This window comes from Nocardia transvalensis NBRC 15921 (assembly GCF_000308875.1).
GTDB lineage: Bacteria > Actinomycetota > Actinomycetes > Mycobacteriales > Mycobacteriaceae > Nocardia > Nocardia transvalensis.
On sequence record NZ_BAGL01000126.1, the window covers coordinates 124,774 to 151,204 of the forward strand.

At 69.8% G+C, this 26,431-nt stretch carries 26 protein-coding genes and 1 tRNA gene; 13 read left to right on the top strand and 14 right to left on the bottom strand.

Annotated features, from left to right (window positions below):
- Positions 1–53 precede the first annotated feature (53 nt).
- A complete protein-coding gene (locus ON41_RS35480; protein ID WP_040753000.1) occupies positions 54–863 on the top strand; it encodes an SDR family oxidoreductase in 810 nt (269 codons plus the stop codon).
- Positions 864–1,141: 278 nt separating this feature from the next.
- Here the strand turns inward: ON41_RS35480 and ON41_RS35485 are convergent, their stop codons facing one another.
- Positions 1,142–1,570, bottom strand: a complete 429-nt coding sequence (locus ON41_RS35485) for a DoxX family protein (RefSeq protein WP_040753002.1) — start codon at positions 1,568–1,570, stop codon at positions 1,142–1,144.
- Between the two features lie 326 nt (positions 1,571–1,896).
- Positions 1,897–1,969 (bottom strand) — tRNA-Ala (locus ON41_RS35490).
- 157 nt (positions 1,970–2,126) lie between these two features.
- Here ON41_RS35490 and ON41_RS35495 point away from each other — a divergent pair.
- Both ON41_RS35495 and ON41_RS35500 read left to right on the top strand, forming a co-directional pair.
- Positions 2,127–3,500 (top strand): HNH endonuclease signature motif containing protein, encoded by a 1,374-nt coding sequence (locus ON41_RS35495; RefSeq protein WP_157185745.1) that lies wholly within the window; start codon positions 2,127–2,129, stop codon positions 3,498–3,500.
- A 56-nt stretch (positions 3,501–3,556) separates the two neighbouring features.
- Positions 3,557–3,817 (top strand): hypothetical protein, encoded by a 261-nt coding sequence (locus ON41_RS35500; RefSeq protein ID WP_040753006.1) that lies wholly within the window; start codon positions 3,557–3,559, stop codon positions 3,815–3,817.
- Positions 3,818–3,904: 87 nt separating this feature from the next.
- Here ON41_RS35500 and ON41_RS35505 read toward each other — a convergent pair whose 3' ends face one another.
- Positions 3,905–4,606, bottom strand: coding sequence for a DsbA family protein (locus tag ON41_RS35505; protein ID WP_051163219.1), 702 nt, complete (start codon positions 4,604–4,606; stop codon positions 3,905–3,907).
- 135 nt (positions 4,607–4,741) lie between these two features.
- Positions 4,742–5,983, bottom strand: coding sequence for an MFS transporter (locus tag ON41_RS35510; protein WP_040753009.1), 1,242 nt, complete (start codon positions 5,981–5,983; stop codon positions 4,742–4,744).
- Positions 5,984–6,234: 251 nt separating this feature from the next.
- Here ON41_RS35510 and ON41_RS35515 point away from each other — a divergent pair, with 251 nt between their 5' ends.
- On the top strand, positions 6,235–6,900 hold the full coding sequence (locus tag ON41_RS35515; RefSeq protein WP_040753205.1) for a DUF899 domain-containing protein: 666 nt from the start codon (positions 6,235–6,237) through the stop codon (positions 6,898–6,900).
- Positions 6,901–6,916: 16 nt separating this feature from the next.
- Here ON41_RS35515 and pgm read toward each other — a convergent pair whose 3' ends face one another.
- Both pgm and ON41_RS35525 read right to left on the bottom strand, forming a co-directional pair.
- On the bottom strand, positions 6,917–8,551 hold the full coding sequence (gene pgm / locus ON41_RS35520) for a phosphoglucomutase (alpha-D-glucose-1,6-bisphosphate-dependent) (RefSeq protein ID WP_040753211.1): 1,635 nt from the start codon (positions 8,549–8,551) through the stop codon (positions 6,917–6,919).
- 160 nt (positions 8,552–8,711) lie between these two features.
- Positions 8,712–9,110: a DUF190 domain-containing protein gene (locus ON41_RS35525; RefSeq protein ID WP_083905860.1), complete on the bottom strand. Its 399-nt coding sequence runs from the start codon at positions 9,108–9,110 to the stop codon at positions 8,712–8,714.
- A 945-nt stretch (positions 9,111–10,055) separates the two neighbouring features.
- Between ON41_RS35525 and ON41_RS35530 the strand changes: the two genes are divergently transcribed.
- The gene (locus ON41_RS35530; RefSeq protein ID WP_083905861.1) at positions 10,056–11,282 is read left to right on the top strand and encodes a lipase family protein; all 1,227 of its coding nucleotides are present in this window, start codon (positions 10,056–10,058) and stop codon (positions 11,280–11,282) included.
- A 279-nt stretch (positions 11,283–11,561) separates the two neighbouring features.
- On the opposite strand, the gene ON41_RS35535 is transcribed toward ON41_RS35530, so the two are convergent.
- Positions 11,562–13,064 carry an MFS transporter gene (locus tag ON41_RS35535; RefSeq protein WP_040753011.1) on the bottom strand — a complete coding sequence of 501 codons (1,503 nt, stop codon included), beginning with the start codon at positions 13,062–13,064 and terminating at the stop codon, positions 11,562–11,564.
- A gap of 115 nt (positions 13,065–13,179) precedes the next feature.
- On the opposite strand from ON41_RS35535, the gene ON41_RS35540 reads away from it, so the two are divergent.
- Positions 13,180–13,854, top strand: coding sequence for a TetR/AcrR family transcriptional regulator (locus ON41_RS35540; protein ID WP_246829665.1), 675 nt, complete (start codon positions 13,180–13,182; stop codon positions 13,852–13,854).
- A gap of 57 nt (positions 13,855–13,911) precedes the next feature.
- The gene (locus ON41_RS35545) at positions 13,912–15,210 is read left to right on the top strand and encodes a D-arabinono-1,4-lactone oxidase (RefSeq protein WP_040753012.1); all 1,299 of its coding nucleotides are present in this window, start codon (positions 13,912–13,914) and stop codon (positions 15,208–15,210) included.
- Here the strand turns inward: ON41_RS35545 and ON41_RS35550 are convergent.
- From ON41_RS35550 to ON41_RS35560, 3 genes are read right to left on the bottom strand one after another with little or no spacing between them, the layout of a single operon-like run.
- Positions 15,177–15,854: an Asp23/Gls24 family envelope stress response protein gene (locus ON41_RS35550; protein ID WP_246460859.1), complete on the bottom strand. Its 678-nt coding sequence runs from the start codon at positions 15,852–15,854 to the stop codon at positions 15,177–15,179. The genes ON41_RS35545 and ON41_RS35550 overlap by 34 nt on opposite strands.
- Positions 15,851–16,384, bottom strand: coding sequence for a DUF6286 domain-containing protein (locus ON41_RS35555; RefSeq protein WP_040753018.1), 534 nt, complete (start codon positions 16,382–16,384; stop codon positions 15,851–15,853). The genes ON41_RS35550 and ON41_RS35555 overlap by 4 nt, the downstream gene beginning before the upstream one ends.
- Positions 16,381–16,707, bottom strand: coding sequence for a hypothetical protein (locus ON41_RS35560; protein WP_051163221.1), 327 nt, complete (start codon positions 16,705–16,707; stop codon positions 16,381–16,383). The genes ON41_RS35555 and ON41_RS35560 overlap by 4 nt, the downstream gene beginning before the upstream one ends.
- Positions 16,708–16,991: 284 nt before the next feature.
- On the opposite strand from ON41_RS35560, the gene ON41_RS35565 reads away from it, so the two are divergent.
- The gene (locus ON41_RS35565) at positions 16,992–17,216 is read left to right on the top strand and encodes a hypothetical protein (RefSeq protein ID WP_040753020.1); all 225 of its coding nucleotides are present in this window, start codon (positions 16,992–16,994) and stop codon (positions 17,214–17,216) included.
- A 51-nt stretch (positions 17,217–17,267) separates the two neighbouring features.
- Here ON41_RS35565 and ON41_RS35570 read toward each other — a convergent pair whose 3' ends face one another.
- On the bottom strand, positions 17,268–18,266 hold the full coding sequence (locus ON41_RS35570) for a TRM11 family SAM-dependent methyltransferase (protein ID WP_218003605.1): 999 nt from the start codon (positions 18,264–18,266) through the stop codon (positions 17,268–17,270).
- Positions 18,267–18,448: 182 nt separating this feature from the next.
- Entirely contained in the window at positions 18,449–19,267 is an 819-nt protein-coding gene (locus ON41_RS35575) for a helix-turn-helix domain-containing protein (RefSeq protein ID WP_040753025.1), read from the bottom strand.
- 101 nt (positions 19,268–19,368) lie between these two features.
- On the opposite strand from ON41_RS35575, the gene ON41_RS35580 reads away from it, so the two are divergent.
- Both ON41_RS35580 and ON41_RS35585 read left to right on the top strand, forming a co-directional pair.
- Positions 19,369–19,911, top strand: coding sequence for a YceI family protein (locus ON41_RS35580; protein WP_040753029.1), 543 nt, complete (start codon positions 19,369–19,371; stop codon positions 19,909–19,911).
- A gap of 70 nt (positions 19,912–19,981) precedes the next feature.
- Entirely contained in the window at positions 19,982–20,410 is a 429-nt protein-coding gene (locus ON41_RS35585) for a nitroreductase family deazaflavin-dependent oxidoreductase (RefSeq protein ID WP_040753032.1), read from the top strand.
- Between the two features lie 14 nt (positions 20,411–20,424).
- Here the strand turns inward: ON41_RS35585 and ON41_RS35590 are convergent, their stop codons facing one another.
- Positions 20,425–21,282: a helix-turn-helix transcriptional regulator gene (locus ON41_RS35590; RefSeq protein ID WP_040753033.1), complete on the bottom strand. Its 858-nt coding sequence runs from the start codon at positions 21,280–21,282 to the stop codon at positions 20,425–20,427.
- 69 nt (positions 21,283–21,351) lie between these two features.
- On the opposite strand from ON41_RS35590, the gene ON41_RS35595 reads away from it, so the two are divergent.
- The 3 genes from ON41_RS35595 (at position 21,352) to ON41_RS35605 (ending at position 25,216) form a co-directional block, all read left to right on the top strand.
- Complete coding sequence (locus tag ON41_RS35595) at positions 21,352–23,004, top strand: AMP-binding protein (protein ID WP_040753035.1); 1,653 nt, start codon at positions 21,352–21,354, stop codon at positions 23,002–23,004.
- Positions 23,001–24,704: an AMP-binding protein gene (locus ON41_RS35600; protein WP_040753037.1), complete on the top strand. Its 1,704-nt coding sequence runs from the start codon at positions 23,001–23,003 to the stop codon at positions 24,702–24,704. The genes ON41_RS35595 and ON41_RS35600 overlap by 4 nt, the downstream gene beginning before the upstream one ends.
- 320 nt (positions 24,705–25,024) lie before the next feature.
- Positions 25,025–25,216 (top strand): hypothetical protein, encoded by a 192-nt coding sequence (locus ON41_RS35605; protein ID WP_040753039.1) that lies wholly within the window; start codon positions 25,025–25,027, stop codon positions 25,214–25,216.
- A gap of 61 nt (positions 25,217–25,277) precedes the next feature.
- On the opposite strand, the gene ON41_RS35610 is transcribed toward ON41_RS35605, so the two are convergent.
- A complete protein-coding gene (locus ON41_RS35610) occupies positions 25,278–26,285 on the bottom strand; it encodes an AraC family transcriptional regulator (RefSeq protein WP_040753041.1) in 1,008 nt (335 codons plus the stop codon).
- Positions 26,286–26,431: the final 146 nt, after the last annotated feature.

Genomic DNA, 26,431 nt, shown 5'->3' on the forward strand with positions numbered 1-26,431 from the left:
GCCCGCGCCGCCGTAGGTGGCTGTCGGCCGAACAGCGAATCGTCAGGAGAGACATGCCAACCACACGCGTCGCCGTCGTCACCGGCGCCTCGTCGGGAATAGGCCGGGGCACCGCCGCGGCCCTGGCCGACCACGGCTTCCGAGTTATCGGGACCAGCCGCAACCCGGACACGATCCCGGATCCGGACCGCCTGCCGGGCATCGACTACCGGCCCCTGGACCTGACCGACCACGAGTCCGTCCAACGGTTCGTCTCGACGCTGGACACCGTCGACGTCCTGGTCAACAACGCCGGAGAAAGCCAGGCCGGACCGCTGGCCGAACTGCCCGGCGACGCGGTGACCCGGCTGTTCCAGCTCAATGTGCTCGGCCCGATCGCACTCACACGCGCGGTGCTGCCCGGAATGCGCGATCGCGGCACCGGGCGGGTGGTGATGGTCGGCTCGATGCTGGCCAGCTTCCCGCTGCCCTACCGCTCCTCCTACGTCGCCACCAAAGCCGCACTGCGCGGATTCGCCACCGCCGCACGGTTCGAGGAATCGCCCTACGGGGTCTGGCTCACCACTGTCGAACCGGGACAGGTCGATTCCGGACTGCGCGAACGACGCACGAAGTACCTCGCCGACGGCTCGCCACACACCACGGAATTCGCACGTTTCATGACCGCACTCGACCGCAAACAAGCCGCGGGCATCACACCGGACAGAGTCGCACGCACCATCCTCACCGCCATCTCGGCGCCACGCCCCCGCCCGCTCTATGCCGTCGGCAGCAACGCACCCGCCGCCTTCGCACTCCACCGCATACTCCCCCGCGGCCTGATGGAACGCGTCACCGCCCGCTCCTACGGACTACACCGCTGACACCCGACCGGCACCCACCGCACCGACGACTCCACGCCGCCGCGTTGTGAACGGGCGCCGGGTCGGGATCAGTGAATCACGTTGCCGTGCAACCAACTCAGCGGCCTCTTCTTCGACACTGGGCCAAACATTGCAGGGGCCTTGCGCGTCGGCCTGGGGCATCAAACCACCCGACGCGGAGAGAAGACTGCCCGACCAACCCGACCGGACCGTCCCCCTAAAGCACAACGCGGCTACCGGCGGCTGGGGGCCGTCGGTAGCCGGGCGTCATGCGCGGGTCATCGCTTGATCAGCGAGCGCAGGGCGATGATCGAGGCCCGGCGTTCGTAGGCGATCCAGGCGAAGATCGCGGTGAGCGCCAGCGGGAAGGGGGCCAATTCCGGGGTGTCGGCCAGGAAGGCGTTGAAGCCGGCGGCGAGGAAGGTGACGATCGCCAAGCCGGTCGCGGCGGCCGCGGTCAGGCGGGGCACCATGAGTCCGATCCCGCCCGCGACCTCGGCGAGACCGATGAAGACCAGCAGCGCCAACGGGATCGAGAAGGCGGTGGCGTTGTTGTCCATCAGGGTCTGCGGGATGACGAGCTTCGGGCCGCCGGAGGCGATGACGAAGAACAGACCGAGCACGATCTGCAGGGTCCACAGGACGCGGTTGCGGACCTTGCCGGGGCGGACAGCGGCGGTGGTCTGGGTGGCGGTGATGGCGGTCATTTCTCGTTCCTTCTGGGTCGGCCACGCCGGGTTGGTGGCGGGTTCATCAGTACGGACGGGGGCGGTCCGGAAAACTCATCGCCGCAGTCGAAAAGAGCTTCAGGCGCCGGTCGGGACCGAGTGTGCACTGTGGTTGCGGCCATAGCTGCCGGCGCGCTGAGCTGATCCGATCAGGACGCGGCGGCCCTGATCGCAGCGAATCGCTTGCCCGGGGACATCGAACGATATCGACGTCGCATTCACCGGTGATGATCTCGCGCTGTGGGGTAGGGCCAAATAGTACAGGTCAGGCCAGGTTATAAACCTGGCCTGACCTGTAATTTCTGTGGAGCTAAGGGGACTCGAACCCCTGACCCCCACACTGCCAGTGTGGTGCGCTACCAGCTGCGCCATAGCCCCTTGTTCAGTTTTCGGCCGCCGGGGTGTTCCCCTTCGGCCTCAACGAAGTTACACCACGGCTGCTCACGGGACCAAATCGGCTGGATACTGGGGCTGGTAGAACTGGTGTTCGAAGGGTAATCTCGAACACATGTTCGACGGCGGAGAGCTTCAGACGATGAGTGACGAGGGGCTGATCGATGCGCTGCGACGGGCACACGGGGCGGCGGCATTCGCGCAGGCAGCGGAGGTGTTGGCGGTGCGGGAGCTGTATCGGAGGCGCCGGGACGAGGCGGAGAGCAGGGGGGAGCCGCGCGGGGGTGAGTTCGCGGCCAGTGAGGCTTCGGCGGCGATGCAGATCTCCGAGCAGGTCGCGGCCGCTCTGATCGATATCGGGGTGGCTCTGGATGTGCTGCCGGCTACTCGGGCGGCCTTCGCGTCCGGCCGGATAGACCTGGCGCGAGCCCAGGTGGTCGCGGACAACGCGCGCGATCTGCCGCCGGAGGTGCTGGCGGAGCTGGAGCAGAAGCTGATCGAGGCGGCGGCCCGGTCGACGCCCGCGCGGCTGCGGCAGACGGCGCGGCGGTGGGTGGTCAAGCTGGATCCCGAGGGCGAGCAGCGCCGGCGCGAGCGCCGCGAGGCCGACCGGGATGTGCGCATCAAGGCGGTCCAGGACGGTATGGCCGTATTCGACGGGCTGTTACCGGCCGCGGGCGCCCAGACCATCGCCATGCGCCTGCGAGAGATGAGTCTGCAAGTGTGCGAGGAGGATCCGCGGACACTGCCGCAGCGGCGAGCCGACGCGCTCGTCGCGCTGGCGGACGGGTCGGGGAGGCTGCGCTGTGCGTGTGGCCGGGGCGAGCGGTGCCCGGCCGAGCGGGCCCCCGCGCCGCGCCGTCCGCTGATTCAGATCGGCATCCCGGTCGATACGCTGCTGGGCGGTCACGACCATCCGGCGCTGCTCGCGGGTTACGGCCCGCTCGATGCGGAACTCGCCCGCAGTATCGCCGAATACGCGCGCTTCCAAGTGATTCCGGAGCGCACCGAGGATCCGACCACCACCGAGGAGGCGCTGTCCGAGGATCCGCCGGCGTGGCTCGAGCGTGAGGTCCGCGCACTCGACGGCGGGTGCCGGTTTCCCGGCTGCACGATGCCCGCGGCGGAGTCGGAACTCGATCACACCGAGCCGTTCGATGCCGCACGTCCCGGCCGCGGCGGTCCGACCAACATGGCGAATCTGGCGGTGCTCTGCGCCCGCCACAAACATCTGAAGTCGTTGGCGGACAAGGGAACCCTGGCCTGGGACATCCGCCACCCGGACGACGACCGGCTGCGCTGGACCAGCCCCGGCGGGGACGCGCACACCACCGTTCGCGAGGGCGCTCGCTACCTGTTCCCGCACACCGATACCGAGGCCCCGGTCCTCGACTGGCCCTCCCCTACAACGATTCCCGAGCAGCCCCATCCGGCGGCTGCCGATCTCACCTATCCGATCGAACACGCCCTCGCGCACCAGGGTCTGTCGACGGCGACACCCGAGGACTACCACTGAACGTCATCCACCGGGCACACCCGGTCCACCACCGATCCACGAGGACACGGCACGTCATGGAACACCCGGACCGTCCTCCGGCTCCCACCGTCATCGACGTCGGCGTGGAACGCGAACGCATCGCGGCCCTGGAGAAGATTCGCCAGCGCCTGGAAGCCGAACTCGACAAGGCCGAGTCCGGCTGTGGTTATGCCGCCATGGCCCGTCAGCTACGCGACACGGTCAACGCCATCGCCGATGCGCGCAACCGCATCTACGAGACCCTGCTCGGCGACGAGCCCGAAAGGCCCGCGCCCGAGCGGCCCGACCCCGAGTAGCCCGCGGAGTGTCCCGCAGCCGGCGCGGGCAATCCGGGGTTCCGGCCCGGGCGGATGGGGATCCCGCCCGGGCAACGGAAACGCCCGTCACCCGGCGACGTTGGCCACCCACTCCTGCACGTTGACATCCAGATCCTTGCCGTCGGCAATCACGGTCGGCGTCCGGACCTCGCCACCCGTCGCCGACTTCAGCGCCGCCAGCGCGGCATCGGCGTGGTTACGCGCCGAATCGATCCGATTGCCCTTGGTGATGCACTGCAGCACCTCGTCGGGCGCTCCGGCGTCCTTGGCGATGGCGGCGAGCTGATCGTTGGTGAGGTCGCCGCCCTCGCTGGGCTGCTTCGTCGTGAACAGGGCGGTGTGGAACTTCGAGTAGACCGGCCCGTCCCCCGCGTCGGCGACGCATTCGTTGGCGGCCACCGCGCGCGTCGAGTAGTCCTTGCTGCTCGACTTCGGGTCGAGGAAGTTCACCAGGCGGTACCGCACCGCCAGCGCGCCGTCATCGATCTTGTGGGCGATCTCCTGGCCGAAGAGATGTTCCATCGAACCGCAGGCGGGGCACATCGGATCCTCGAAGACGTCGATCGTCTTCTTGGCGTCGAGCGTGCCCAGCACGATGGCGCCGTCGGAGTCCAGCAGGGCATGCACGGCCGGTTGGCGCACCGGTCCGTATCCGTCGTCGCGGACCTTCAGGCTGTGGTCGCTGTTCCAGCGCACGAACAGCACCACGATCACCGCGATCACGACCAGGGCGACGGCGCCGAGCGCATAGCTGGTGCGGCTGGACATCGGTTGCGGCGTGTGCTTCGAACCGGAGGAGGAATTCACGGGTCCACTCTGCCAAAACACCTGCGCCGAGGTGAATCGAAGGCGTGTCGACACGTCCGGAATGACCCATGTGCGTCAGTGCGCTCCGGAACTGCGTCAGTGCGCGCCGGAGCCCTCCGCGGCCACCTCGTCCACGACGGCCCGCCGCCGCATCGGTTCGGGCACCGACAACCACCCGACGGCCGCCAGCACGAGCAGTGCCCCCGTTACCGCCAGCCCCCACCCGAACGAAAGCCGTTGTGCGAGCGCGCCCACCGCGATCGGTCCGAGCACGGTGCCCAGATCGGCGGCCATCTGGAAGCCGGCCAGTACCGGCCCGCCGCGGCGATCGGGTCCGATGATGTCGGCGACGGTCGCCTGCTGGGCCGGGGTGAACATGCCGGAGCCGAGCCCGGCCACGAACGACGCCGCCAGCAGCCAGCCCAGATTCGGTGCCAGCCCCAGACCCGCCGTGCCGGCCGCGCACACCAACGTCCCCGAGACGAGAAAAGGCTTGCGCCCCAGCCGATCCGATAACCTTCCCGAGGCGAACAGCACCGCGGCGTTACCGGCGGCGAACGCGGTCAGCGCCACACCGGCGGCCCCGCCCGATTCGCCGAGAACCTCCACCACCAGCAGCGGAACCAGCGCCATCCGGACACCGAAGACGGCCGCCCCGTTGGCGAAGTTGGACCACAGCACGGCCCAGTAGGCCGGACGGCCCAGGGCCTGGCGGAAACTCATGACGCGCACCGCGCCCGGCACCTCCGGCGCGGCCAGTTCCGATCCGCGCAGGCTCCAGAACACGACGGCGCTCGCGGCCAGCAGCGCGGCCGCATAGATCACGAACGGCATCCGCAGGCCGAGCCCGGCCAGCGCCCCGCCGACCAGCGGCCCGCCGAGCGAACCGAGCAGGAATCCGGTGGACCACAACCCCGACACGCGCCCGCGCTCCCCGGCGGGCGACATGCGGATCACCAGCCCCAGCGACGACACCGTGAACATCGTCGACCCGATGCCGCCGAGCGCCCGCAGCACGATCAGCTGCCAATACCCCTGGGCCAAGGCGCAGGCCCCGGTCGACAGGGCCACGATGACCAGCCCGCCCAGATAGACCGACCGCTCCCCGAGCCGCTGCACCAGACGCCCGCTGACCGGTGCGAACACCAGCCGCATCAGGGCGAAGGCGCTGACGATCGCCGAGGCCGCCGCCACGCCCACCCCGAAACTGCGCGCGTACTGCGGCAGCACCGGCGCGACCAATCCGAATCCCAGCGCGATGATGAACGCCGCACCGATCAACACCCAGATCTCCACCGGTAGTCGTCCCGGTCTGCTCCCGCTCACCTGCCCTGCCATTCGCTCACGCCTCACTGCAACCCACCGCCGCGATATCCCCTTCCCAGGCCGCGACTTCTCCTTCCCCGGACCTCGCCGGCGCCTCCCCGTTCCCCGGCCTCACCGCCACCCTTTTCCCGGCCTCGTCGCCACCCCTTCCCGACCACGCCGCCACCCCTTCCCCGACTTCGCGAGATTCGGGGCGAGCGATGAATCCGCCGCGTCCACCCGGTCCTATTCGTGAAGGAGACTCCATGCGGAAGGACGATGTCATGTCTACACCGACGACCGGCACCCGAGAGCAGTGGCGGGCGGCGTACGAGGACCTGCGCGCACAGGAGAAGGAGCTGACCCGGCGCAGCGACGAGATCGCGCGGCAGCGGCAGGCTCTGCCCTGGGTGCCGGTCACCAAGGACTACCGGTTCGACACCAACGACGGCATCAAGACGCTCGCGGAATTGTTCGACGGACGGTCGCAGCTGATCATCCGGCACTTCATGCACGGCCCCAAGACCCCCGAGGGCTGCCCGGGCTGCACCTTCGAGACCGACAACCTCGTGGGCGCGGTCGAGCACCTCGCCCACCGCGACGTGACGTTCATCCTGGCGTCCCGCTCGCCGCTGTCCACTCTCAACGACTACAAGGCCCGCTTCGGCTGGGATATCGAATGGGTGTCGCTGGGCGACAACGGATTCAACGACGACTTCTACGACATCATGCACATACCGACCGACCGCCGGCCGGGCAATATGCTCGACGTCATGGAGTTGATGGCGCTGAGCTGCTTCGCTCTGAAGGACGGCGTCGTCTACCACACCTACTCCACCTACGACCGCGGCACCGACGCGCTCAACGCGACCTGGCAACTGCTGGACCGCGCGCCGAGCGGGCGCGGCGACGTCTTCGACGGCTGGCCGCGCAAGCGGGACGAGTACTGATGGCGCGGGGCAGGGCTCAGCCGAGAGCCCTGCCCACCACATCTTCGGCGGCGGCCTGCACCTGCGCCAGATGGTCGGGGCCCTCGAACGATTCGGCGTAGATCTTGTACTTGTCCTCGGTGCCGGAGGGCCGGGCGGCGAACCAGGCGTTCTCGGTGGTGACCTTGACCCCGCCGAGCGCCGCGCCGTTGCCGCGGGCGCGCGTCTGGATACCGGTGATGGGCTCGCCGGCCACCTCGGTGGCGCTGATGTCGTCGGGGGTCAGCGCGGCCAGGCGCGCCTTCTGCTGCGCGGTGGCGGCGGCGTCGATGCGCTCGTAGGCCGGGCTGCCGTAGCGCTTCTCGAGTTCGGCGTAGCGCGCGGACGGGCTCTGCCCCGTGACCGCGGTGATCTCGGCGGCCAGCAGCGCCATCAGGATGCCGTCCTTGTCGGTGGTCCACACCGTGCCGTCCATCCGCAGGAAGGACGCGCCCGCGCTCTCCTCGCCGCCGAAAGCCAAAGAGCCGCTGAACAATCCGGGCACGAACCATTTGAAGCCGACCGGCACCTCGTGGGTCTGCCGGCCGAGCACGCTCACCACCCGGTCGATCATCGAGGAGGTGACCACCGTCTTGCCGATCTTGGTCAGCGCGTCCCAGCCCATGCGGTTGGCGATCAGGTACTCGATGGCCACGGCGAGGAAGTGGTTCGGATTCATCAGCCCGGCATCGGGAGTCACGACGCCGTGGCGGTCGGCGTCGGCGTCGTTGCCGGTGGAGATGTCGTAGTCGTCGCGGATGGCGACCAGCGAGGCCATGGCGTAGCGCGAGGAGGGGTCCATGCGGATCTGGCCGTCGCTGTCCAGCGTCATGAACCGCCAGGTGGGGTCGACGAACGGGTTGACGACCTCGAGTTCGAGGTCGTAGCGCTGGCCGATCTCCTCCCAGTAGTCGACGCTGGCGCCGCCCATCGGATCGGCGCCCAGGCGAATTCCCGCGCCGCGCACCGCGTCCAGATTCAGCACGCTCGGCAGGTCGGCGATGTAGTGGTCGAGATAGTCGTAGCGCTCGACGCTCGTGGTCAGGGCGTGTTGCAGGGTGGTGCGCTTGACCCCGGCCAGGCCGCCGCGCAGCAGCTCGTTGGCGCGGTCGGCGATCGCGTCGGTGGCGACCGTGTCGGCCGGGCCGCCGTGCGGCGGATTGTATTTGAAGCCGCCGTCGCGCGGGGGGTTGTGCGACGGGGTGACGACGATGCCGTCGGCCTGATGCCGGGTGCCGCCGCGGTTGTGCCGCAGCACGGCGTGGCTGAGCGCGGGTGTGGGCGTGTAGCGGCCGCGCGCGTCGACGATCGCGGTGACCTCGTTGGCGGCCAGCACCTCGAGCGCCGTACTCCAGGCGGGCTCGGACAGCGCGTGCGTATCGCGGGCGAGGTAGACCGGACCGGTGATGCCGCGGGTGGCGCGGTATTCGACGATGGCCTGCGTGATGGCCAGGATGTGCGCCTCGTTGAACGCGGAGTCCAGGCTGGATCCGCGGTGTCCGGAGGTGCCGAACTGCACCAGTTGCGCCGGGTCGGACGGGTCGGGGATGCGGCTGTAGTAGGACGTGACGAGATGCGGGAGGTCTACCAGATCGGTGGCCCGTGCCGGTCGTCCGGCTCGATCATGGGCCATGGTCGGGCCTCCCTTCCGTATCGGTGCCGTCCGGCTGGTCATCACGATCACGACCGCACCCACTGCCTGCCCAGAGGCAATACCGTATCGAACGGCACCGACACCGGATGAGCCGCCGGACGACCGACGGAGAGCGCCCGCGCGGCGGCAGCGGCCTGCGTCATCGCCGCACCCCGGAGTCCCACACCTGCACCGGGGACAGCGCCACCGTCCCGGTGTCGAACAGCTCGGCGTTGGCGGAGACGAAGCGGCGTAGCAGCTCCGCGTCATCGACGATCATCACCATCACGGGGAGGTTCTCGGCCAGGTCGAGCATGCGCGTGGTGTGGATGCGGGAGGAGACGCCGTAGCCCTCCACCCCGCGCCACACGCTGGCGCCGGCGAGCCCGGTGTCCCGGGCGCGTCGCACGATCTCGTGGTAGCGGGGGCGATGCTTCCAGTGGTCGTCCTCGCCCAGCAGTACCGTCAGCCGTGCCGCCGGCCGCCACCGCGGATCGGGCTGCCACGCATCGGCTTCCGTGACGATCTGCACCACCGGATCCTCCGGAGCCTCACTCATCACCTGCCCCCAATCGTCGTGCCGTCTCGTTGTCCATCCCGCCGCGCCGACCCGAGCACGACCTCACCCAGCGCAACCACCAGCCCCCGCGGGTTCGCGAACGTCGCCGCCCCGGCACATCCGATTCGAGCAGTTTACGAACCTCGGCGGCGCCCGTCGGAGGGGGGTGAAACCACCCAGCACACCGCCGCCGCACGGCCACCGTCACCTGCGCGGCATCGGTCCTTCGGCATCGGAGACCGGCGCCGGACCGAGCGCCCGGCGCCCGGCGGCGTTCGCCGCGAGAGTGGTTCAGCGTATCGGATTCGCTTGTGGCAGGCAAAGACTCGTGGCATCCGGACGGGGCGCTCGCGGGGCGTCCACCGCGGCCGGTGGCGGCGCTGCCCACCCGGTCGCCGGATCGCGAATCCACCTGGTAGCCCTCCTGCCCGAGTCCGATATCCGTCGAGTCATGCTAACTGCCAGCGATCCCGCGGCCGTCGGTACGCGACGGGCGCAGCGGCGATCGGGAGGTCTACCGTGCGGCGCCGGGCGCCCGGCCGCCGCGCGTGACCGGCCGCGGTACAGCCTTGCCGAACTCGTGTTACGCACCGGTGTGCCGGGGCGCGCCGCGGCTCGGCGATCGCGTCTCGCCGACGTCCCTGCCGGGTTCCGGCGGGGCACCGCCGCGAGCGCGCGTCGAACTGGTGTAATAACCGTACCCAGAGCGCTTGCCGATCATTTGCCCGCAGGCGCCCGGCGGCCGACGCCGGATCGCGGCGGCCTGGCTCAGCATCCGGCTTCATCCACATCAGGCAGGTTCGATCGGGCCCGCATCCGCCGATCGGCCGCTGGGAACCAGGAGCGATGATGGCGTCAATCCGGCCGCCGCGCGGCATGCGGGGAAATCGGCCATCCAGGGCCCGCACGCGGAACATCGACGGGCCTCGGTACGACACCCCGGTCATGAACGAGTCCCCCCACGGCTCCACCTCCCACGGCACCCGCACACGGCGATCGAATCGCTGTCTCGCAATCGTTCTGGCGGCGCTACTGGCATCGGGGCTAGCCACGTGCTTCGGGGCGGCGCCCGCCGGGGCCGCTGTCTATCCGGTGTCCGAACCGGATCCGTTCTACGCGGCGCCGCCGGAGATCGGGGCCTATCAGCCGGGCGACGTGGTGCGCAGCCGCACGGTGCCGGCGAGCGGATATCCGGGCGCGACCGCGTGGCAGTTGCTGTTCCGCTCGGCGAATTCCGCGGGCGATCCGATCGCGGCGATGACGACCGTGCTGATTCCCGGGGGCGGTGGCGCCCGGCCGCTGGTCTCGTACCAGCCGTTCGTGAATTCGCTCGGGCTGGGATGCGCGCCGTCGCACGGCCTGTTCGACGGCGGGCTGCGCGAGGCGGAGGCGCTGAACCTGCTGCTGGCCCGCGGCTGGGCGGTGGCCGTGCCGGATCACCTCGGCCCGACCAGCGCCTACGGCGCGGCGAAGCTCGGCGGACGGATCACGCTGGACGGCATCCGCGCGGCGCGGCGTTTCGGGCTGGCCGACGGGCCCGTCGGGCTCGCGGGATACTCGGGCGGCGGCATGGCGACCGGCTTCGCGGCCGCGCTGGCGCCGGAGTACGCCCCCGAACTGCCGATCGTCGGCGCGGCCATGGGCGGGGTTCCGGTGAATATCGGCAAGCTGGCCCTGGATGTCGGCGGGTCCCCGAACCCGTTGTTCGGATTGGGTTTCGCGGCCGCCGTCGGTCTCGAACGCGAATATCCGGACGTGATGTCGCTGGACGGGCGGATGAACCCGGCGGGCGAGGAACTGCGCGGGCGCATCGCCAACGCCTGCACCGACGAGATCATCGGCGCGGCCGCCAACCGCAGCTTCACCGACTACTTCGTCGGCGGCATGAACGATGTCAGCGAGGCCCAGATCCGCATCCTGCACGAGAACAGCCTGGAGACCTATCCGGGCGTGCCGCGGGTGCCCGTCTACCAGTGGGCGGGCGGCAACGACGTCGTGAATCCGTGGCTGGCACGGGATGTGGCCGGCCGATACTGCGCCGCCGGAACCCCGGTGCAGTTCGACATCATCCCGGGGGCGGACCACGGCGCGGCGATCGCTCCCGGCTCCGTGAATGCCTTTGCGTATCTGGGTGATCGGTTCGCAGGACTTCCGGCCCCGAGTAACTGCTGACGACGAGCATCACGCCCTTCGTTTCCCGGCACGCCCGCCCTTCGTTTCCCGGCACGCCTGCCCTTCGTTTCCCGGCACGCCTGCCCTTCGTTTCCCGGCACGCTTTTGGCCGGGATCTGTCGGGAGATTCCGGCCAAAAGCGCGCCGGAAAAATGAGGCATGACGCGGCGGAGGAGAGGCATGACGCGGCGGAGGATAGGAGTAAGAGGCGAGAAAGCACTGTGCCCCGGCCGATCGGCCGGGGCACAGTCGTTCAATGAAGTTGTCTCACACCGGGACTCAGTGCACGATCACCGGCTCGCCCTCGGCGGGCGCGGGGACCGTGTTGGGCATCAGGATCGCCATCAGCACGGCACCGGCCACGAAGATTCCCGTGGCCCACCAGAAGCTGGTGGTGTAGCTCTCGATCGCGGACTGGGCGACGGCGATCGGGGTCGGCTGCCGGGTCGACAGGTAGTCCGACGCCGCCGAGGCGGCGATGGTGCTCAGCAGCGCGGTGCCGATGGAACCGCCGACCTGCTGGCTGGTGTTGATGGTCGCCGAGGCGACGCCCGCGTCCTCGTGCCGCACACCGGCGGTCGCGGCCTGGAAGGCGGTCGACATCGCGCCACCGAGGCCGAGGCCCATCAGGACCAGCGCCGGCAGGATGTGCGTAGCGTATCCGGTGTCCAGGCCGATCTGCGTGAGCCAGCCCATTCCGACCGCGGCGATCAGGAAGCCGGCGCTCATCACGACCTTCGGGCCCACCTTGGGCAGCACCAGCGAGGGCACCGTGGTGGAGGAGGCGATCATGCCCGCCACCATCGGCAGGAAGGCCACGCCGGTCATGATCGGCGAGTACTTCAGCGTCAGCTGCATGTAGTAGGTGAGGAACAGGAAGATCGCGAACATCCCGATGCCCATGATGAAGATCGTCAGGTACGACCCGCCACGGGTGCGGTCGAGCACGATCCGCAGCGGCAGCAGCGGGTGCGCGACCCGGGTCTCCAGCCAGGCGAACACCGCCAGCAGCGCGAGGCCGCCGAGCAGGAACGTCAGGGTGAGGCCGTTGGTCCAGCCGTGCGACTCGGCGTGCGAGAAGCCGTAGACGATGCCGAACAGGCCGGCGGTCACCACCAGCGTGCCGGGGATGTCGAGCTTGGGCCGCTGGGTGGTCACGTGCTTGGCCAGCAGCAGGACCGCGCCGACCAGCGCGATCGCGGCGAAGATCAGGTTGACGTACATCACCCAGCGCCACGACGCCCACTCCGTCAGCGCGCCGCCGAGCAGCAGGCCGAGCGCACCGCCGGTACCCGCGACGGCGCCGAAGATGCCGAACGCCTTGGCGCGTTCCGACGGTTCGGTGAAGGTCACGGTCAGCAGCGACAGCGCTGCCGGAGCCAGCAGTGCGCCGAAGACACCCTGTGCGACACGCGCGGCGACCAACATCTCGAAACCGTTGGCCGCGCCACCGATCGCGGAGGCCACGGCGAAGCCGATCAGGCCGACGATGAACGTGTTGCGCCGGCCGAACAGGTCACTGAGCCGGCCGCCGAGCAGCAGCAGGCTGCCGAAGGCCAGGGCGTATCCGGTGACGACCCACTGGCGGTCTCCGTTGGAGAAGCCGAGGTCCTGCTGCGCCGCGGGCAGCGCGATATTCACGACGGTCGCGTCGAGGACGACCATCAGCTGGGCGACGGCGAGTACGGCGAGTACCCACCAGCGCAGTGCGTGCGAGCCGCGACGGCCCGCGTTCGGCGATGTCGTCGCCGTATCCCTTTCCAGGTCGATCGCGGTAGTCATGGGGTCCCCTTGTCCGGTGACGGTATGCGGAGGAGTGTCCTCCGCTTCCTTGTAAGCTAACACCATAACGGAGAGAACGCCTCCGCTTAATCCCGATTCTTGGTAGGATGTCAGTGTGAATCGCACCACCACCATGTCCCCACCTCGGCGTTTGCGCGCCGACGCCGCACGCAATCAGCAGCGGATCGTCGAGGCCGCGCGCAGACTCTTCGCCGAACGCGGACTGGAGGTCACGCTCGACGATGTCGCCGAGGCGGCCGGCGTCGGCGTGGGCACGGTGTACCGGCGCTTCGCGAACAAGCAGGAACTCATCCTCGAGGTCTTCGAGCAGACCGTCGCGGCCATGGCCGAGGCCACCGAGCGCGCCACCCACCATCCCGATCCGTGGGCCGGCATGGTGGAGCTGTTCGAGTGGGCCTGCGAGCACTTCGCCGAGAACCGCGGCTTCGGCGAGGTCATGCTCGAATTGCCCGATGCGATGAAGCGATTCGCCTCCGTCCGTGACCGGATCAAGCCCTCGATCACCCGGCTGATCGCCCGCGCCCACGCCGCGGGCGTGCTGCGCCCGGGCGTGGAGGCCTCGGACTTCTTCGCCATCATCAATATGGTCGCGTCGATCGCGGCCTTCGCCAAACCGGTCAACGACCAGGTGTGGCGGCGCTACCTGGCCATCGCGGTGGACGGCGTGCGCGCCGACGCGGTGCCGCGGCAGCCGCTCCCGGTGCCGGCGCTGACCGAGGACGAGGTGGACCAGGCCAAGGCCGACACCTTCGCCTGCCGCCGCAAGTAACTTTCACAATCCGCATCCGGTAGCGGCCGTCACACTCGATCCCGTAAAGTTGGTCACATGACCAATTCGTGGGTGAACTGGGCCGGGGATCAGCAGTGCGCGCCGGCCGAGATCGCCGTCCCCGAATCCGCCGGGGAGGTGGCCGGTCTGCTGGAGCGCGCGGCGGTCACCGGGCGGATCGTGCGGGTGGCGGGTGCGGGCCATTCGTTCACCGACGCCGCGCTCACCGACGGCCTGCTGCTGGATCTGTCGAAGCTGGATCGCATTCTGCGGGTCGACCGCGAGGCCGGGCTGGTGCGGGTGGAGGCCGGGGCCACGCTGAACGCGCTCAGCGCCGCGCTGCATCCGCTGGGACTGGCATTCCCGAATCTGGGCGATATCGATGTGCAGACCATCGCCGGCGCCACCGCGACCGCCACCCACGGCACGGGCGCGAAACTCCAGAACATCTCGGCCGCACTGCATTCGGTGGAATTGATGCTCGCCGACGGCAGCCGCGTGGAGCTGAACGAGCGGACCGATCCCGAGGGCTGGCGCGCGGCGCGGGTGAGCGTGGGCGCGCTCGGCGTGGTCACCGCGGTGACGCTCGAGCTGGTGCCGTCGTTCGTGCTGGAGGGGGTCGAGCGCCCGGTGCCCGTGGACGAGGTGCTCGCCGATCTCGACGACTATGTCGACGGCAACGAGCATTTCGAGTTCTACATGTTCGCGCACAGCCCGCTGGCGATGACCAAGCGCAACAACCGGGTCGCGCTGCCGGAGCAGCCGCGCGGGAAGGCCGTCGACTGGTTCGCCGACATTCTGGTCACGAACCACACCTTCGACGCCCTGGCCCGCCTGTGCCGCCGCCGTCCGCAGCTGATTCCGTGGATCCAGCGCGGCGCGGCCTACGCGGGCAGCTATCGCCGTCAGGTGGACCGGTCGTACCGGGTCTTCGCCTCCCCCAGGCTGATTCGGTTCACGGAGATGGAATACGCCATCCCGCGGGAACATTCGGTCGCGGCGATCCGCGAGATCAAGGAGCTGTCGCGGCGCTTCGACACCCCGATGCCGATCGAGGTGCGCTGGGTCGCTCCCGACGACGCGTATCTCTCGCCCGCCGGGGGCCGGGATACCTGCTACATCGCGGTGCATCAGTACCGGGGTATGGACTACGAACCGTATTTCCGTGCGTGCGAAGCGGTTTTCGACTCCTTCGACGGCCGTCCGCACTGGGGTAAGCGGCACTTCCAGACGGCGCGGACCCTGCGGCCGCGCTATCCGGAGTGGGAGAAGTTCCAGGAGGTGCGCCGCCGCTTCGATCCGAAGGGCCGGTTCGCGAATCCCTATATCGAGCGGGTGCTGGGTTCGCTCGACTGAGGGACCAGCCGCACTTCCATGGTGACCGCGACGGTCTCGACCTCCAGCGCCTGCCGCAGCCGCGCGACGGCGTGCTCGCGAATGCGGCGGCGCAGGGCGGGGATATCGGTATCGGCCGCGGCGACGACCACGAGATGGAGTTCCGGTGCGCGCCCCGGCCCGGACAGCCAGGCCGCGGCCGAGTGAACGCCCTCGTAGCTCCGCAGATCCGCAGCGACCGGCTCGGCGACGGTCGTCGCCGACAGCAGGGTGAAGTCGTCGGCGGCCGGGGTGCGGGCACGCCACCGGACCGGCTGCGGCAGCCGCGTGACCTGCGCGATGGCCCAGCGCAGACAGGCCAGCCCGGCCACGCCCGCGCCGATCACGATCGCCCACAGCACCCACGCCGGTGGTGACGTCCGATCCGCCCACACGGGAGACCCCGCGCCCACCCACCGCAGCCGCCCGAAGTGCGCCGCCAGCGCGAACCCGCCGACCACGACCAGCGCCAGGCCCACCAGCCCGAGCCCGGCCCGATTCACTCCGGCGGGCGGCCGCCGCCGCAGCACGATCCGACCACCATCACCCGCCCGGTCTTCCACGGCATCCCGGCCGGGGGCGGCGCGTTCCTTTTCCGTTGACGGCGAACACTTTCCGGTAGTCATCGCAGGCTCCGGGTGTGGCGTAGGCGGGTCGTCACGCGCGGCGACGGGTGCGGTCCGATGCGGGTGAGGCGCTCGTCCGTCGCGGTGCGGATGAGGTCGGGGAGGTCCGCCGGATGGGCGCGGGCAGTGCGGGCGGTCACGCGGACGGTCCTGCGGCGCAAGCGGATTCGCGCGGAGGATACTCCGTCCACGGATTGGGCCGCGTCGCGTAGCGCGTGGCGCAGGCCGCGGCGGAGTACCCCGGCCGTGATCTCGTCGTCCGCGGCGAGCGGCACGACGACGGGGCGGCCCGGCAGGATCGCCAGGGCCAGCAGTGCCAGGCCCGCGGCCCCCGCCGCGACGCCGGCGACCGCCACCCAGGAACTGCCCCACGTCAGCGTGTGGAGGCGGTCGGCGACACCGTCGTAGGAGACGATCTGCCGTGCGCCCGTGAGCTTGTGGACCAGTGACAGCGCCACGACGACGCAGACCGCCAGCAGGGCCAGCGCGAGCGCCGCCGCCGGGACGGCGCGAGTAGGCCGCCGCCTCACCGCACTCCCCTGGGTAGGCCGGCCACATCGATGGTCAGTCGTCGCACGGGGATGCCGACCCGCTCGCGCATACGCCGCAGCACATGGTCGCGGCAGACGGTGGTGACCTGCCAGATCGGCATCGGATAGTGGATCGGCAGCCGCAGCGACAGCGTCGCGGTCCCGCGCGAGAGTTTGGCCTGCGCCGACACGTCGCGCGCCACCCCGGTGATCTCGCGGGCGGCGTCGATCACGACCTGCCGCACGCTGTCGGCATCGATCTCCGCGGCGGGCACGGGCGGAGGGGCTGTGGGCGGCGCGATCGCGCTCACCGTGCTCGTCATGCTTTCCTCCCGATCCGGTAGAGAACAGCGCGGTACGGACAAGCTCGACTCCCCCTGGGGTTAGCGTCACAGTAACTGCTCCCCTGGCCGGAGGGCCCGTGTACGCGCCGGGCGGTTCTCGCGTTCGATTGACAGGGGCATCGCGGGTGGCCAGGATGAATGATGCGCAACCGGCCAGATGGTTGCCGGACGATTCGGGGTTGCCGGCGTCGCCCGCATACGGGCCCGGCAGCGCTCCACGGCACAGACGAGCACAGGAGACCTACCGATCACGGAGGTTCGTAATGTCTGACCGTTCCAAGGGTCGAAAACCCGGCCAGATCGCCGACAAGAGCAAGAAGTCCATGAAGGACGGCGCCCAGCGCACGGAGCGCGGCGTGGACCGCATGGCGGACGAGATGAAGCGCGATATGGACCGGGTGGGCGCGGGTATGAAGCGCGAAGCCGAGGCCGCACGCGACGACATGCGGGATGCGGGCCGGAAGATGAAGGACAAACTCGACAGGTAATTCGGGAAGCGGCCCGCGACAAATACGGTCGCGGGCCGCTGCTCGGTCGCGTCACCCTGCAAGGAACCGCGCGATATGCGCCTGCTTGCCCGCCACCCGCACCTGCTGGACGTGCACCGGAACGAGCCCGGCCGCGATGGCGGAGGCGAGCGCGGTGGTGTCGGGGATCAGCACCACGGCCGTTCCGCCGGGAACGAGGACGCGCCGCATTTCCCGCCACAGCCGCCGCGGATCGCCCGCGAGACGTCCCCTCGGCGGCACCTGCCCGCCCCAGGCCGGATTGCAGAGCACCCGATCCACACTCGCATCGATCATCGATAGGGCTCCCGCATCGCCCGGCCCCACCTCGATCCCGCCGGTCGCGTTGGCCCGCGCGGCCCGCACCGCCTCCGGGTCCCGGTCGAGACCACGGTAGGACGCGTCGGGGCACAGGTGCGCCGCCTCGATCAGCAGCGTCCCCGCCCCGCAGCAGGGATCGAGAACCCTTTCCCCGCTTCGGATTTCGGCCAGCCGCGCCATCGCAGCGGCCAGCGGCGGATGCAACGTGCCGGGGATCGTCCTCCTCTTGTACGACCGCCGGTGCAGCGGGCGGTCGGCGATCCGGAGCAGCAGGCGTGCCCGGGACCCGTCCAGGGTCACCCGCCACCCGCTGTATCCGGCGGGCGGGACGGCTTCCCGGCGCGACCGGTATTCGACTCCGAATCGGCGGGCCAGCGCGCCGCCCACCGCGTCCTCGATGTCGTATCGGCTGAAGTTACGGCGGCCCAGGAACGACGCCGAGACCTCCACTCCCCCACCGAATCCGGTCCCGCCGCCGCTGTCCCTCCGGTAATCCAGCAGCTCCGCCGCATCGAGTCCGGCGGCCAGATCGGCAAGAGCCGCAACGGATTCGCGCGCCGAACCCGGATCGGGCGCGGTAGCGGCCACCGCGAAGACATCGTCCGCGACCCGCAGGTCCAGCGCCCCGGGACCGGATGGCAGAAAGACCACCTCGCGATGGCCGATCTCCAGGACGGAGCCGACTTCTTCGCACAAAATTTCTTGTGCCACAACGGTTTCCACACCGCGAACACATCGCGCCACCAGGCGGATGCCCATGAATACACTTCTCCCGTGCCGAGGCCCGGGACGACGCCGCGTCGTCCCGCATCACCGGCGAGGGGAAACCTCGCTGCGCCGGCGGAGCCTCAGCGCAGGTGGAAGAAGGTCATGGGCGGTATCTTAACCGGCGGCTACTCGTTGACCAACCGCAATCCGGGAGCGTGCGCCCGGCGGCGGTCGACCAGCCAGACCTGCACGGTCTGATCGGCCACGGGGTTGAGGGTCTCGATCTCGACCTCGATCTCGCCGCGCTGCGGATGGTCGAGATGTACCGTGCCCGTGCGGAATTCGCCGACCCGGTGCTCGCGCCAGCGGCAGGCGAACTCCGGATACTGCTGCAACGTCTCGATCGCGGCCTCGAGGCCCGGCTCGTCCGACCAGGTCGAGCGGGCCGCGCGCAGGGCCGAGATCATCATGTCCGCGGCGACCGGCCAGTCCTGCCAGCGCTCCCGCGCCGCCGGATGACCGAAGACGTAGCGGGCGAGATTGCCGTCGGCGGCGTCGTCGAAGATGCCCAGCGGCTCGGCGAAATCACGCCAGGCGGCGTTCCAGGCGAGCATGTTCAGCCATCGGCCCAGGACGAGCGCCGGGGTCGGGTGCAGCGCGTCGAGTACCGCCTGCAAAGTCTCGGGGACCTGTTCCTCGGCGTGGCCCGGCGACGGGCAGCCGCCGTGTTCCAGGCCGAGCGCCAGCTTGGCGAAATGGTGCCGCTCGACCTCGTTCAGGCGCAGCGCCTCGGACAGGGCGCCCAGCACCGCCATGGAGGGATTGCTGTCCCGGCCCTGCTCGAGCCGGGCCAGATAGTCGACGCTCACACCCGCGATCGCGGCGAGTTCCTCGCGGCGCAGCCCGGGTGTGCGGCGGCGCCGGCCCGCGGGGAGCCCCACGTCCTCCGGCTGCAACTGCGCGCGCCGGGCGATGAGAAACTCCGCGAATTCCGATCGTGCCACGTCACCATCCTGTCCGATCCGGGTCGCGTTAGCCGCGCCCTGCCAGTACCAGGATAGCCGCGGTGTGGACAAACGGACCACGGTCCGGAAAGTTGGTTGACATGACGACTTCTTCCGACACCACCCTGAAGACCGGCCAGTGGACGCTGGACACAGCCCACTCCTCGGTCAACTTCACGGTTCGCTACCTCGGCATCTCCAAGGTCCGCGGCCGTTTCAACACCTTCCAGACCGGTTTCGAGGTCGACGAGTCGGGCGCCGCCACGATCGAGGCCACCGTCCACCTGGACTCGTTCGACACCGGCAACGCCCAGCGTGACGAGCACGTCCGCAGCGCCGACCTGCTGGATGTCGACAAGCGTCCCACCCTGCACTTCAAGGCCGTCGAGCCGGTCCGCGTGGCCGAGGACTTCGAGGTCACCGGCGATGTCACGTTCGGCGGTGTGACCAAGCCCATCACCCTCGACGTCGAGTGGGGCGGCGTGCAGGAGTTCCAGGGCGACGGCAAGCGCCACGCCGGATTCAGCGCGACCGGAACCCTCAAGCGCAGCGAGTTCGACATCACTCCGGCGTTCCCCGCCGCTATGCTCAGCGACAAGATCGCCATCGAGCTGGACATCCAGCTCATCGAACCGGAGAGCTAGCCCCGGTGTAGCCGGGCCCGGGCGCACCGCCCGGGCCCGTCGAGCACCCTTCCCGCGAAGGAGAGCGCTTGTGAGCAGTGCCAACGACTGGAATACCGGCATCATCACCGAGTTTCGCGAGAACGAGGGCCGCGTGGGCGGCCCGTTCGAAGGCGCCCCGATGGTCCTGGTCCACCACCGCGGCCGCAAGTCCGGGCAGGACCACATCGTGCCGGTGATGTACCTGCCGGACGAGCAGGACCCGGCCACGATCTACATCTTCGCCTCCAAGGCCGGCGCCCCGACCAACCCGGATTGGTACTACAACCTCACCGCCGCCGGCACGGCGAACGTCGAGGTCGGCACCGAGCAGTACGACGTGACCGTCACCGAGGTCACCGGCGAGGACCGCGACCGCATCTACGCCGAACAGGCCCGGCGGTACCCGGGCTTCGCGGAGTACGCGGAGAAGACCGCGGACATCCGCACCATCCCGGTCCTGGCCCTGCGCCGCGCCTAGATCCAGCGGCGGCTTCAGGGCAGCAGGCCCGCGCGGCGTGCCCGTACTACCGCCTCGTGGCGGGTGTGGGCACCCAATTTCGTCATCGCACTGCGTAGATAACTCTTGACCGTTTCCGGGCGGAGTGAAAGGCGCTGGGCGGCTTCGGCGTTGGTGCAGCCGAGGGCTATGTGGGCCAGGACGTCCAGCTCTCGGGGGGCCAGGGCCGGGGGGTTGTCGAGGACGTCGGGGGCGGACAGGAGCCGGGTGAGGCGGTCGGAGAGGTCGCGCAGGCGGGTGCGGGCGACGGCGTCGGTGACGGTCTGGGCGATGCCGCGCATCTCGGCGTGGATATCGCGAAGTTGTTCGGCCACAACGGCATCCGCGATCGGTGCGCCGGATTCGGCCGATTCCGCGGCCTCGCGCAGCCGTATCCGGCGGTCGACTTCGTCGCGAATGGCCAATTCCGCGGACAGCCGCCGGCTCGCCTGCACGGCCAGTTCCGCCGCGCGGCCGCCGATGGGCCCGGGGTCGCGGCTGGCGACGTAGAGCACCGCGCGCGACTCTCCCCCGACCACGATGGGCACCCCGACCACCGCCCGCAAGCCCTCGGTGAGCACCGGGGCGTCGTAGTGGTGGGTGATCGTGGAGGCCACCCGGTAGTCGGCGACGGAGGTGGGCCGTTTACTCGCCACCGCCGCGCCCCCGACACCCGACGACGGCGACACCGCCAGCCCGCGCATGGCGCTGGTGCGCGTGCCGACGAATTCGCTGAGCACCAGCGTCCCCGCGTGCACCTCCCCGCCGAACACCACGGGCATGCGGGTGACGGCCGCGATCTGCCGGAGTTCGGCGCGCAACGCGTCGGCGTCGCGGGGGCGCAGGACGTTCATGTCGGTACCCCTTTCCGGGGGTGGCGGGCGGGGGAATGTGAGCTGGATCCTATCGGGGTGAGTTCGACAATGGGCCGGATCGCGTCGGCCAGCTACACACACGGCGCCTGGGACGTGCCGTTACTCGGCGATACGATCGGCGACAACCTCGATCGGACCGTGGCCGAGTACGGCGATCGGCTCGCGCTCGTCGACCGCGCCGCCGGGGCGCGGTGGACCTACCGGGAGTTCGCCGCGGAAGTGAACGCCGTCGCGCTCGGCCTGCTCGCCAGCGGCATCGGCAAGGGCGATCGGGTCGGCATCTGGGCGCCGAACCGCGCCGAGTGGACGCTCGTGCAGTATGCGACCGCGAAGATCGGCGCGATCCTGGTGAACATCAACCCCGCCTACCGCACGCACGAGTTGCGCTACGTGCTGGAGCAGGCGGGCGTCCGGCTGCTGGTCGCGGCGCGGGAGTTCAAGACCTCCGACTACGCGGGGATGATCGAGCAGGCCCGCCCGCAGTGCCCGCAGCTGGAGCAGGTGGTGCTCCTGGACGGCCCCGAGTGGACCGCGCTGCTGGACGGCGGCCGCGCGGGCGATCCGGCGGACTTGGCGGCGGCGCAGGCGGCGCTGTCCCCCGATGAGCCGATCAATATCCAATACACCTCGGGCACAACGGGTTTCCCGAAGGGTGCGACGCTCTCGCACCACAATATCCTCAACAACGGCTTCTTCGTCGGCGAACTCTGCGGCTACACCGAGCAGGACCTGATCTGCCTGCCGGTCCCCTTCTACCATTGCTTCGGGATGGTGATGGGCAATCTCGCCGCCACCAGCCACGGCGCGGCCATGGTGATCCCCGCCCCGGCGTTCGATCCCCGCGCCACCCTGGAAACCGTTGCGGCCGAAGGCTGTACGTCGCTGTACGGGGTGCCGACCATGTTCATCGCGGAGCTGGCCGATCCGGAATTCGACTCCTACGACCTGTCCACGCTGCGCACCGGGATCATGGCCGGGTCGCCGTGCCCGGTCGAGGTGATGAAGCAGGTGATCGAGCGGATGGGCATGGCCGAGGTCTCCATCTGCTACGGCATGACGGAGACCTCGCCCGTCTCGACCCAGACGCGCCGCGACGACACCCTCGTCCAGCGCACCGCGACCGTCGGCCGGGTCGGTCCGCATCTGGAGATCAAGATCATCGATCCGGTGACCGGCCTGACCGTGCCGCGCGGCGCGACCGGCGAGCTGTGCACCCGCGGCTACTCGGTGATGCTCGGCTACTGGAACGAGCCCGAGAAGTCCGCCGCCGCCATCGATTCCGGCCGCTGGATGCACACCGGCGACCTGGCCACCATGGACGACGCCGGCTACGTCGCGATCACGGGCCGCAGCAAGGACATGGTGATCCGCGGCGGCGAGAACGTCTACCCGCGCGAGATCGAGGAGTTCCTCTACACCCACCCCGATATCCTCGACGCCCAGGTGGTGGGCGTGCCGGACGCGAAGTTCGGCGAGGAGCTGGTGGCCTGGATCCGTATGCGCGAGGGCGCGCCGCCGCTGGACGCCGCGACGCTGCGGGAGTTCTGCTCCGGACAGCTCGCGCACTTCAAGATCCCCCGCTACGTCCACCTCGTCGACGAGTTCCCGATGACGGTGACCGGCAAGGTCCGCAAGGTCGAGATGCGCGAGGTCTCCGCGCGGCTTTTCGGCAGCACGACCGAGACAGGAGTATCCGAATGACCGCAAATATCGAGCTGTATCGCGCCGCCCGGGACCACCTCGTCGCGACGGCAACCGATTACGACGCCGCGCGTGCGAGTTTCGAATGGCCGCGGCTGACGGGCCGATTCAACTGGGCCACGGACTGGTTCGACGCCATCGCCCGCGGGAACGACCGCACCGCGCTGTGGATCGTCGAGGAGGACGGGCGCGAGCGGCGGGTGAGCTTCGACGAGATGGCGCTCCGCTCCGATCAGGTCGCGACCTGGCTCGCGGAACTGGGCGTGGGCGTCGGCGACCGGGTCGTGGTGATGCTCGGCAATCAGGTGGAACTGTGGGAGTCGATGCTGGCGATCGCCAAACTCGGCGCGGTCGTCATGCCGACCACGGCGGCCCTGGGCCCCGCCGATCTGAGCGACCGGATCTCCCGGGGCGCGGTGCGATTCGTGCTCGCCAATACCGCCGACACCCCCAAATTCGCGGAGGTCGAGGGCGATTACACCGGCATCGCCGTGGGCGATCCGGCGCCCGGCTGGCGGCACTACGCCGAGGCCGACGCGGTCGCCTCCGCCGGACCGTTCGAGGCCCGCACCGAGGTCACCGACGAACTGCTGGTGTACTTCACCTCGGGCACCACCAGCCGCCCGAAGATGGTGCAGCACAGCCAGATCAGCTATCCGGTCGGCCATCTCAGCACCATGTACTGGATCGGTCTGCGCCCCGGCGACGTGCATCTGGCCATCAGCGCACCCGGCTGGGCCAAGCACGCGTGGAGCTGCTTCTTCGCGCCGTGGATCGCCGAGGCCACCATCTTCGTCTACAACTACGCCCGCTTCGACGCCGCCGCGCTGCTCGGTCAGCTGCACCGGGCGCGGGTCAACACTTTCTGCGCGCCGCCGACGGTGTGGCGCATGCTGATCCAGGCCGATCTGGGCGAGCGCCCGGAGGCGCTGCGCGAAATCCTCGGCGCCGGTGAGCCGCTCAATCCCGATGTGATCGCCCGCGTCGAAAAGGCCTGGGGCCTCACCATTCGCGACGGCTTCGGCCAGACCGAGACCACCCTGCAGGTCGGCAACACCCCGGGCCAGCCGGTCAAGGCCGGATCCATGGGCCGCCCCGCGCCCGGGGTGCCGGTGGTGCTGGTCGATCCGGTCTCCGGCGAACTCGCCGACGAGGGCGAGATCTGCCTGGACCTGGCCGCGCATCCGGTGAGTCTCATGACCGGCTACCTGGAGGATCCGGAGCGGAACGCGGCGGTCACGGCGGGCGGCTACTACCACACCGGCGATGTGGCGGGCCGCGACGCCGACGGCTACATCACCTATATCGGCCGCACCGACGACGTCTTCAAATCCTCCGACTACAAGGTGTCGCCGTTCGAACTGGAGAGCGTGCTGATCGAACATCCGGCGGTGGTGGAGGCCGCGGTGGTGCCGCAACCCGACGACACCCGCCTGGCCGTCCCGAAGGCGTACGTCTCGCTGGCGTCCGGATGGGAGCCCGGCGACGACACCGCACGCGCCATCCTCACCTACGCGCGCGATCACCTGGCGCCGTACCTGCGGGTCCGCCGGGTCGAATTCGCCGAACTGCCGAAGACCATCTCCGGCAAGATCCGCCGGGTCGAACTCCGCAGGCGCGAGGAGGACGCGCATGCGGCGGGCACGCCCATAGATACGGAGTATCGTTACGAGGACTTGCTGTCGCCGCCGCCCGGATAGCCGCCGGCAGCTCGCATTCGCCGCGAGGAACAGCGACGATCCGCGCCACGACCGTCACGAACATTGGCGCGTTTGCCCGAGTGTGGCGTGTTCGGCGCTGGTCCATCCACCGGCAGGCCGCAAGACTGACACCGTGCCCGCCGCGTGGCACCGGTGCCTGTCGTCCGTGAGCGCTTCACCCCTCCACCAGAAGCATCTCGGCTCGCGACGACAGGAACCGCCCGCGTGGTGTCGGTTCGGTGCACGCCGCGCGACCGCCTTACGCGGCCACACGATCCGGGATCGACCGTACGAATACCGACGACCGATTGGAGAACCCCGTGTTGAACACCGCCGAGACCGCGACCGAATATGTCATCGCGGAGTTGGAGGCGAAGGGCACCGCCACCCGTGACGACTTCGACGTCCAGGCCATCGTCAGCGCCTCGCACGCGATCGCCGAGAGCTGGGACCTGCGCTCGCTGGACCGCAGCACGTTCTGGAACATCGCCGCGAGCAATCTGAAAATCTAGGCGTACCTCCGCATTCGCTCCGGCCGTGCGCGGTCAGGGGCGGCTACGCCGACGGTGCCCACTAGATCCGGCGGTTCGCCTCGTCGCAGGGGCGGGCACGCGCGACCATGGACCATCGCCGTGCCGCCCGGCGCATCGACCCCGCATCCGAGTAGCCGAGCAGCTCCGCCTGCCGTTCGCGGCTCACCGGACCCGCCGCCTCGGCGCGGGCCAGCCGGGCTCTGTCCAATTCCCGCCGCCACGTGGTGCCCGCCTCGGCCAGCCGCCGCTGCAGCGTGCGCGGGCTGGTCGCGAGCCGGCGGGACACCCGCTCCAGCGACACCTCACCCTCCTCGAACGCCTCCGCCAGCGCGCGACCGACCCGATCGGGCCAGGCCGTATCCAGCGGCGGGGGCGGCGGCAGCGCGGCGGCCAACGGTTGCAGCACATCCGCGAGCACCGGGTCGGAGGTGGTCAGCGGGAGTTCCATATCGATGGCCCGGAAGGTCATCGCGTCCACGGGGGCGCCGAACTCGATCGCCGGCGTGCCGAATGCCTGGATGTACGGGGCGCGGTCGCGCGGCGCCCGCTGCCGCAGGCTCACCCGGATCGGATCCAGGCGCGCCGCCACGACCTTGCGGGCCCTGGTCAGCACCGCCACCAGGCCCCAGATCTGGGTGTGGTCGCGGCCCGGGCCGTCGCCGTCGATGATGTCGAGATAGAGCGAGGTCTCGCCGTCGTTCTCCGCGACCAGATCGAAGCGGTGGTTGGTGGTGACGGCCGTGACGTACGGCCCGCAGGTCGCGAGCCCTGCGCCGACGGTCGGCGAGCTGGCGAACAGGTAGTCGTAGAGGCGCAGCGCGGGCAGTTGGTACTGGCTGGCGACGTGCAGGGCGACGGCCGGATCGTCCAGCGTCCGCTCGCCCACCTCCCATAATCGGGAGAACGTGTCACTGGGTACGTGCACGCCCGGCCCGGACAGCGTCCACTCCGGGACGCCGCATTCGCGCAGCAGCCGATCGGGATCGGCGCCCGCCGTCGCGAGCTGCGACAACACGAAGCGATGCAGCAATGTCTGATCTGTCCCCAACGCCCCTCCTGCCCGATTGCCCCGTGCACGACATGTGCAAATCGCTGTATCGCGCGGATCCGTTTCGCCGGTCGAATCGAACCATGCGAACCTCAACCGTAGCGCACCCGATGGCGCCGTCCGATTCGTTCAAGACCTGGACTAAT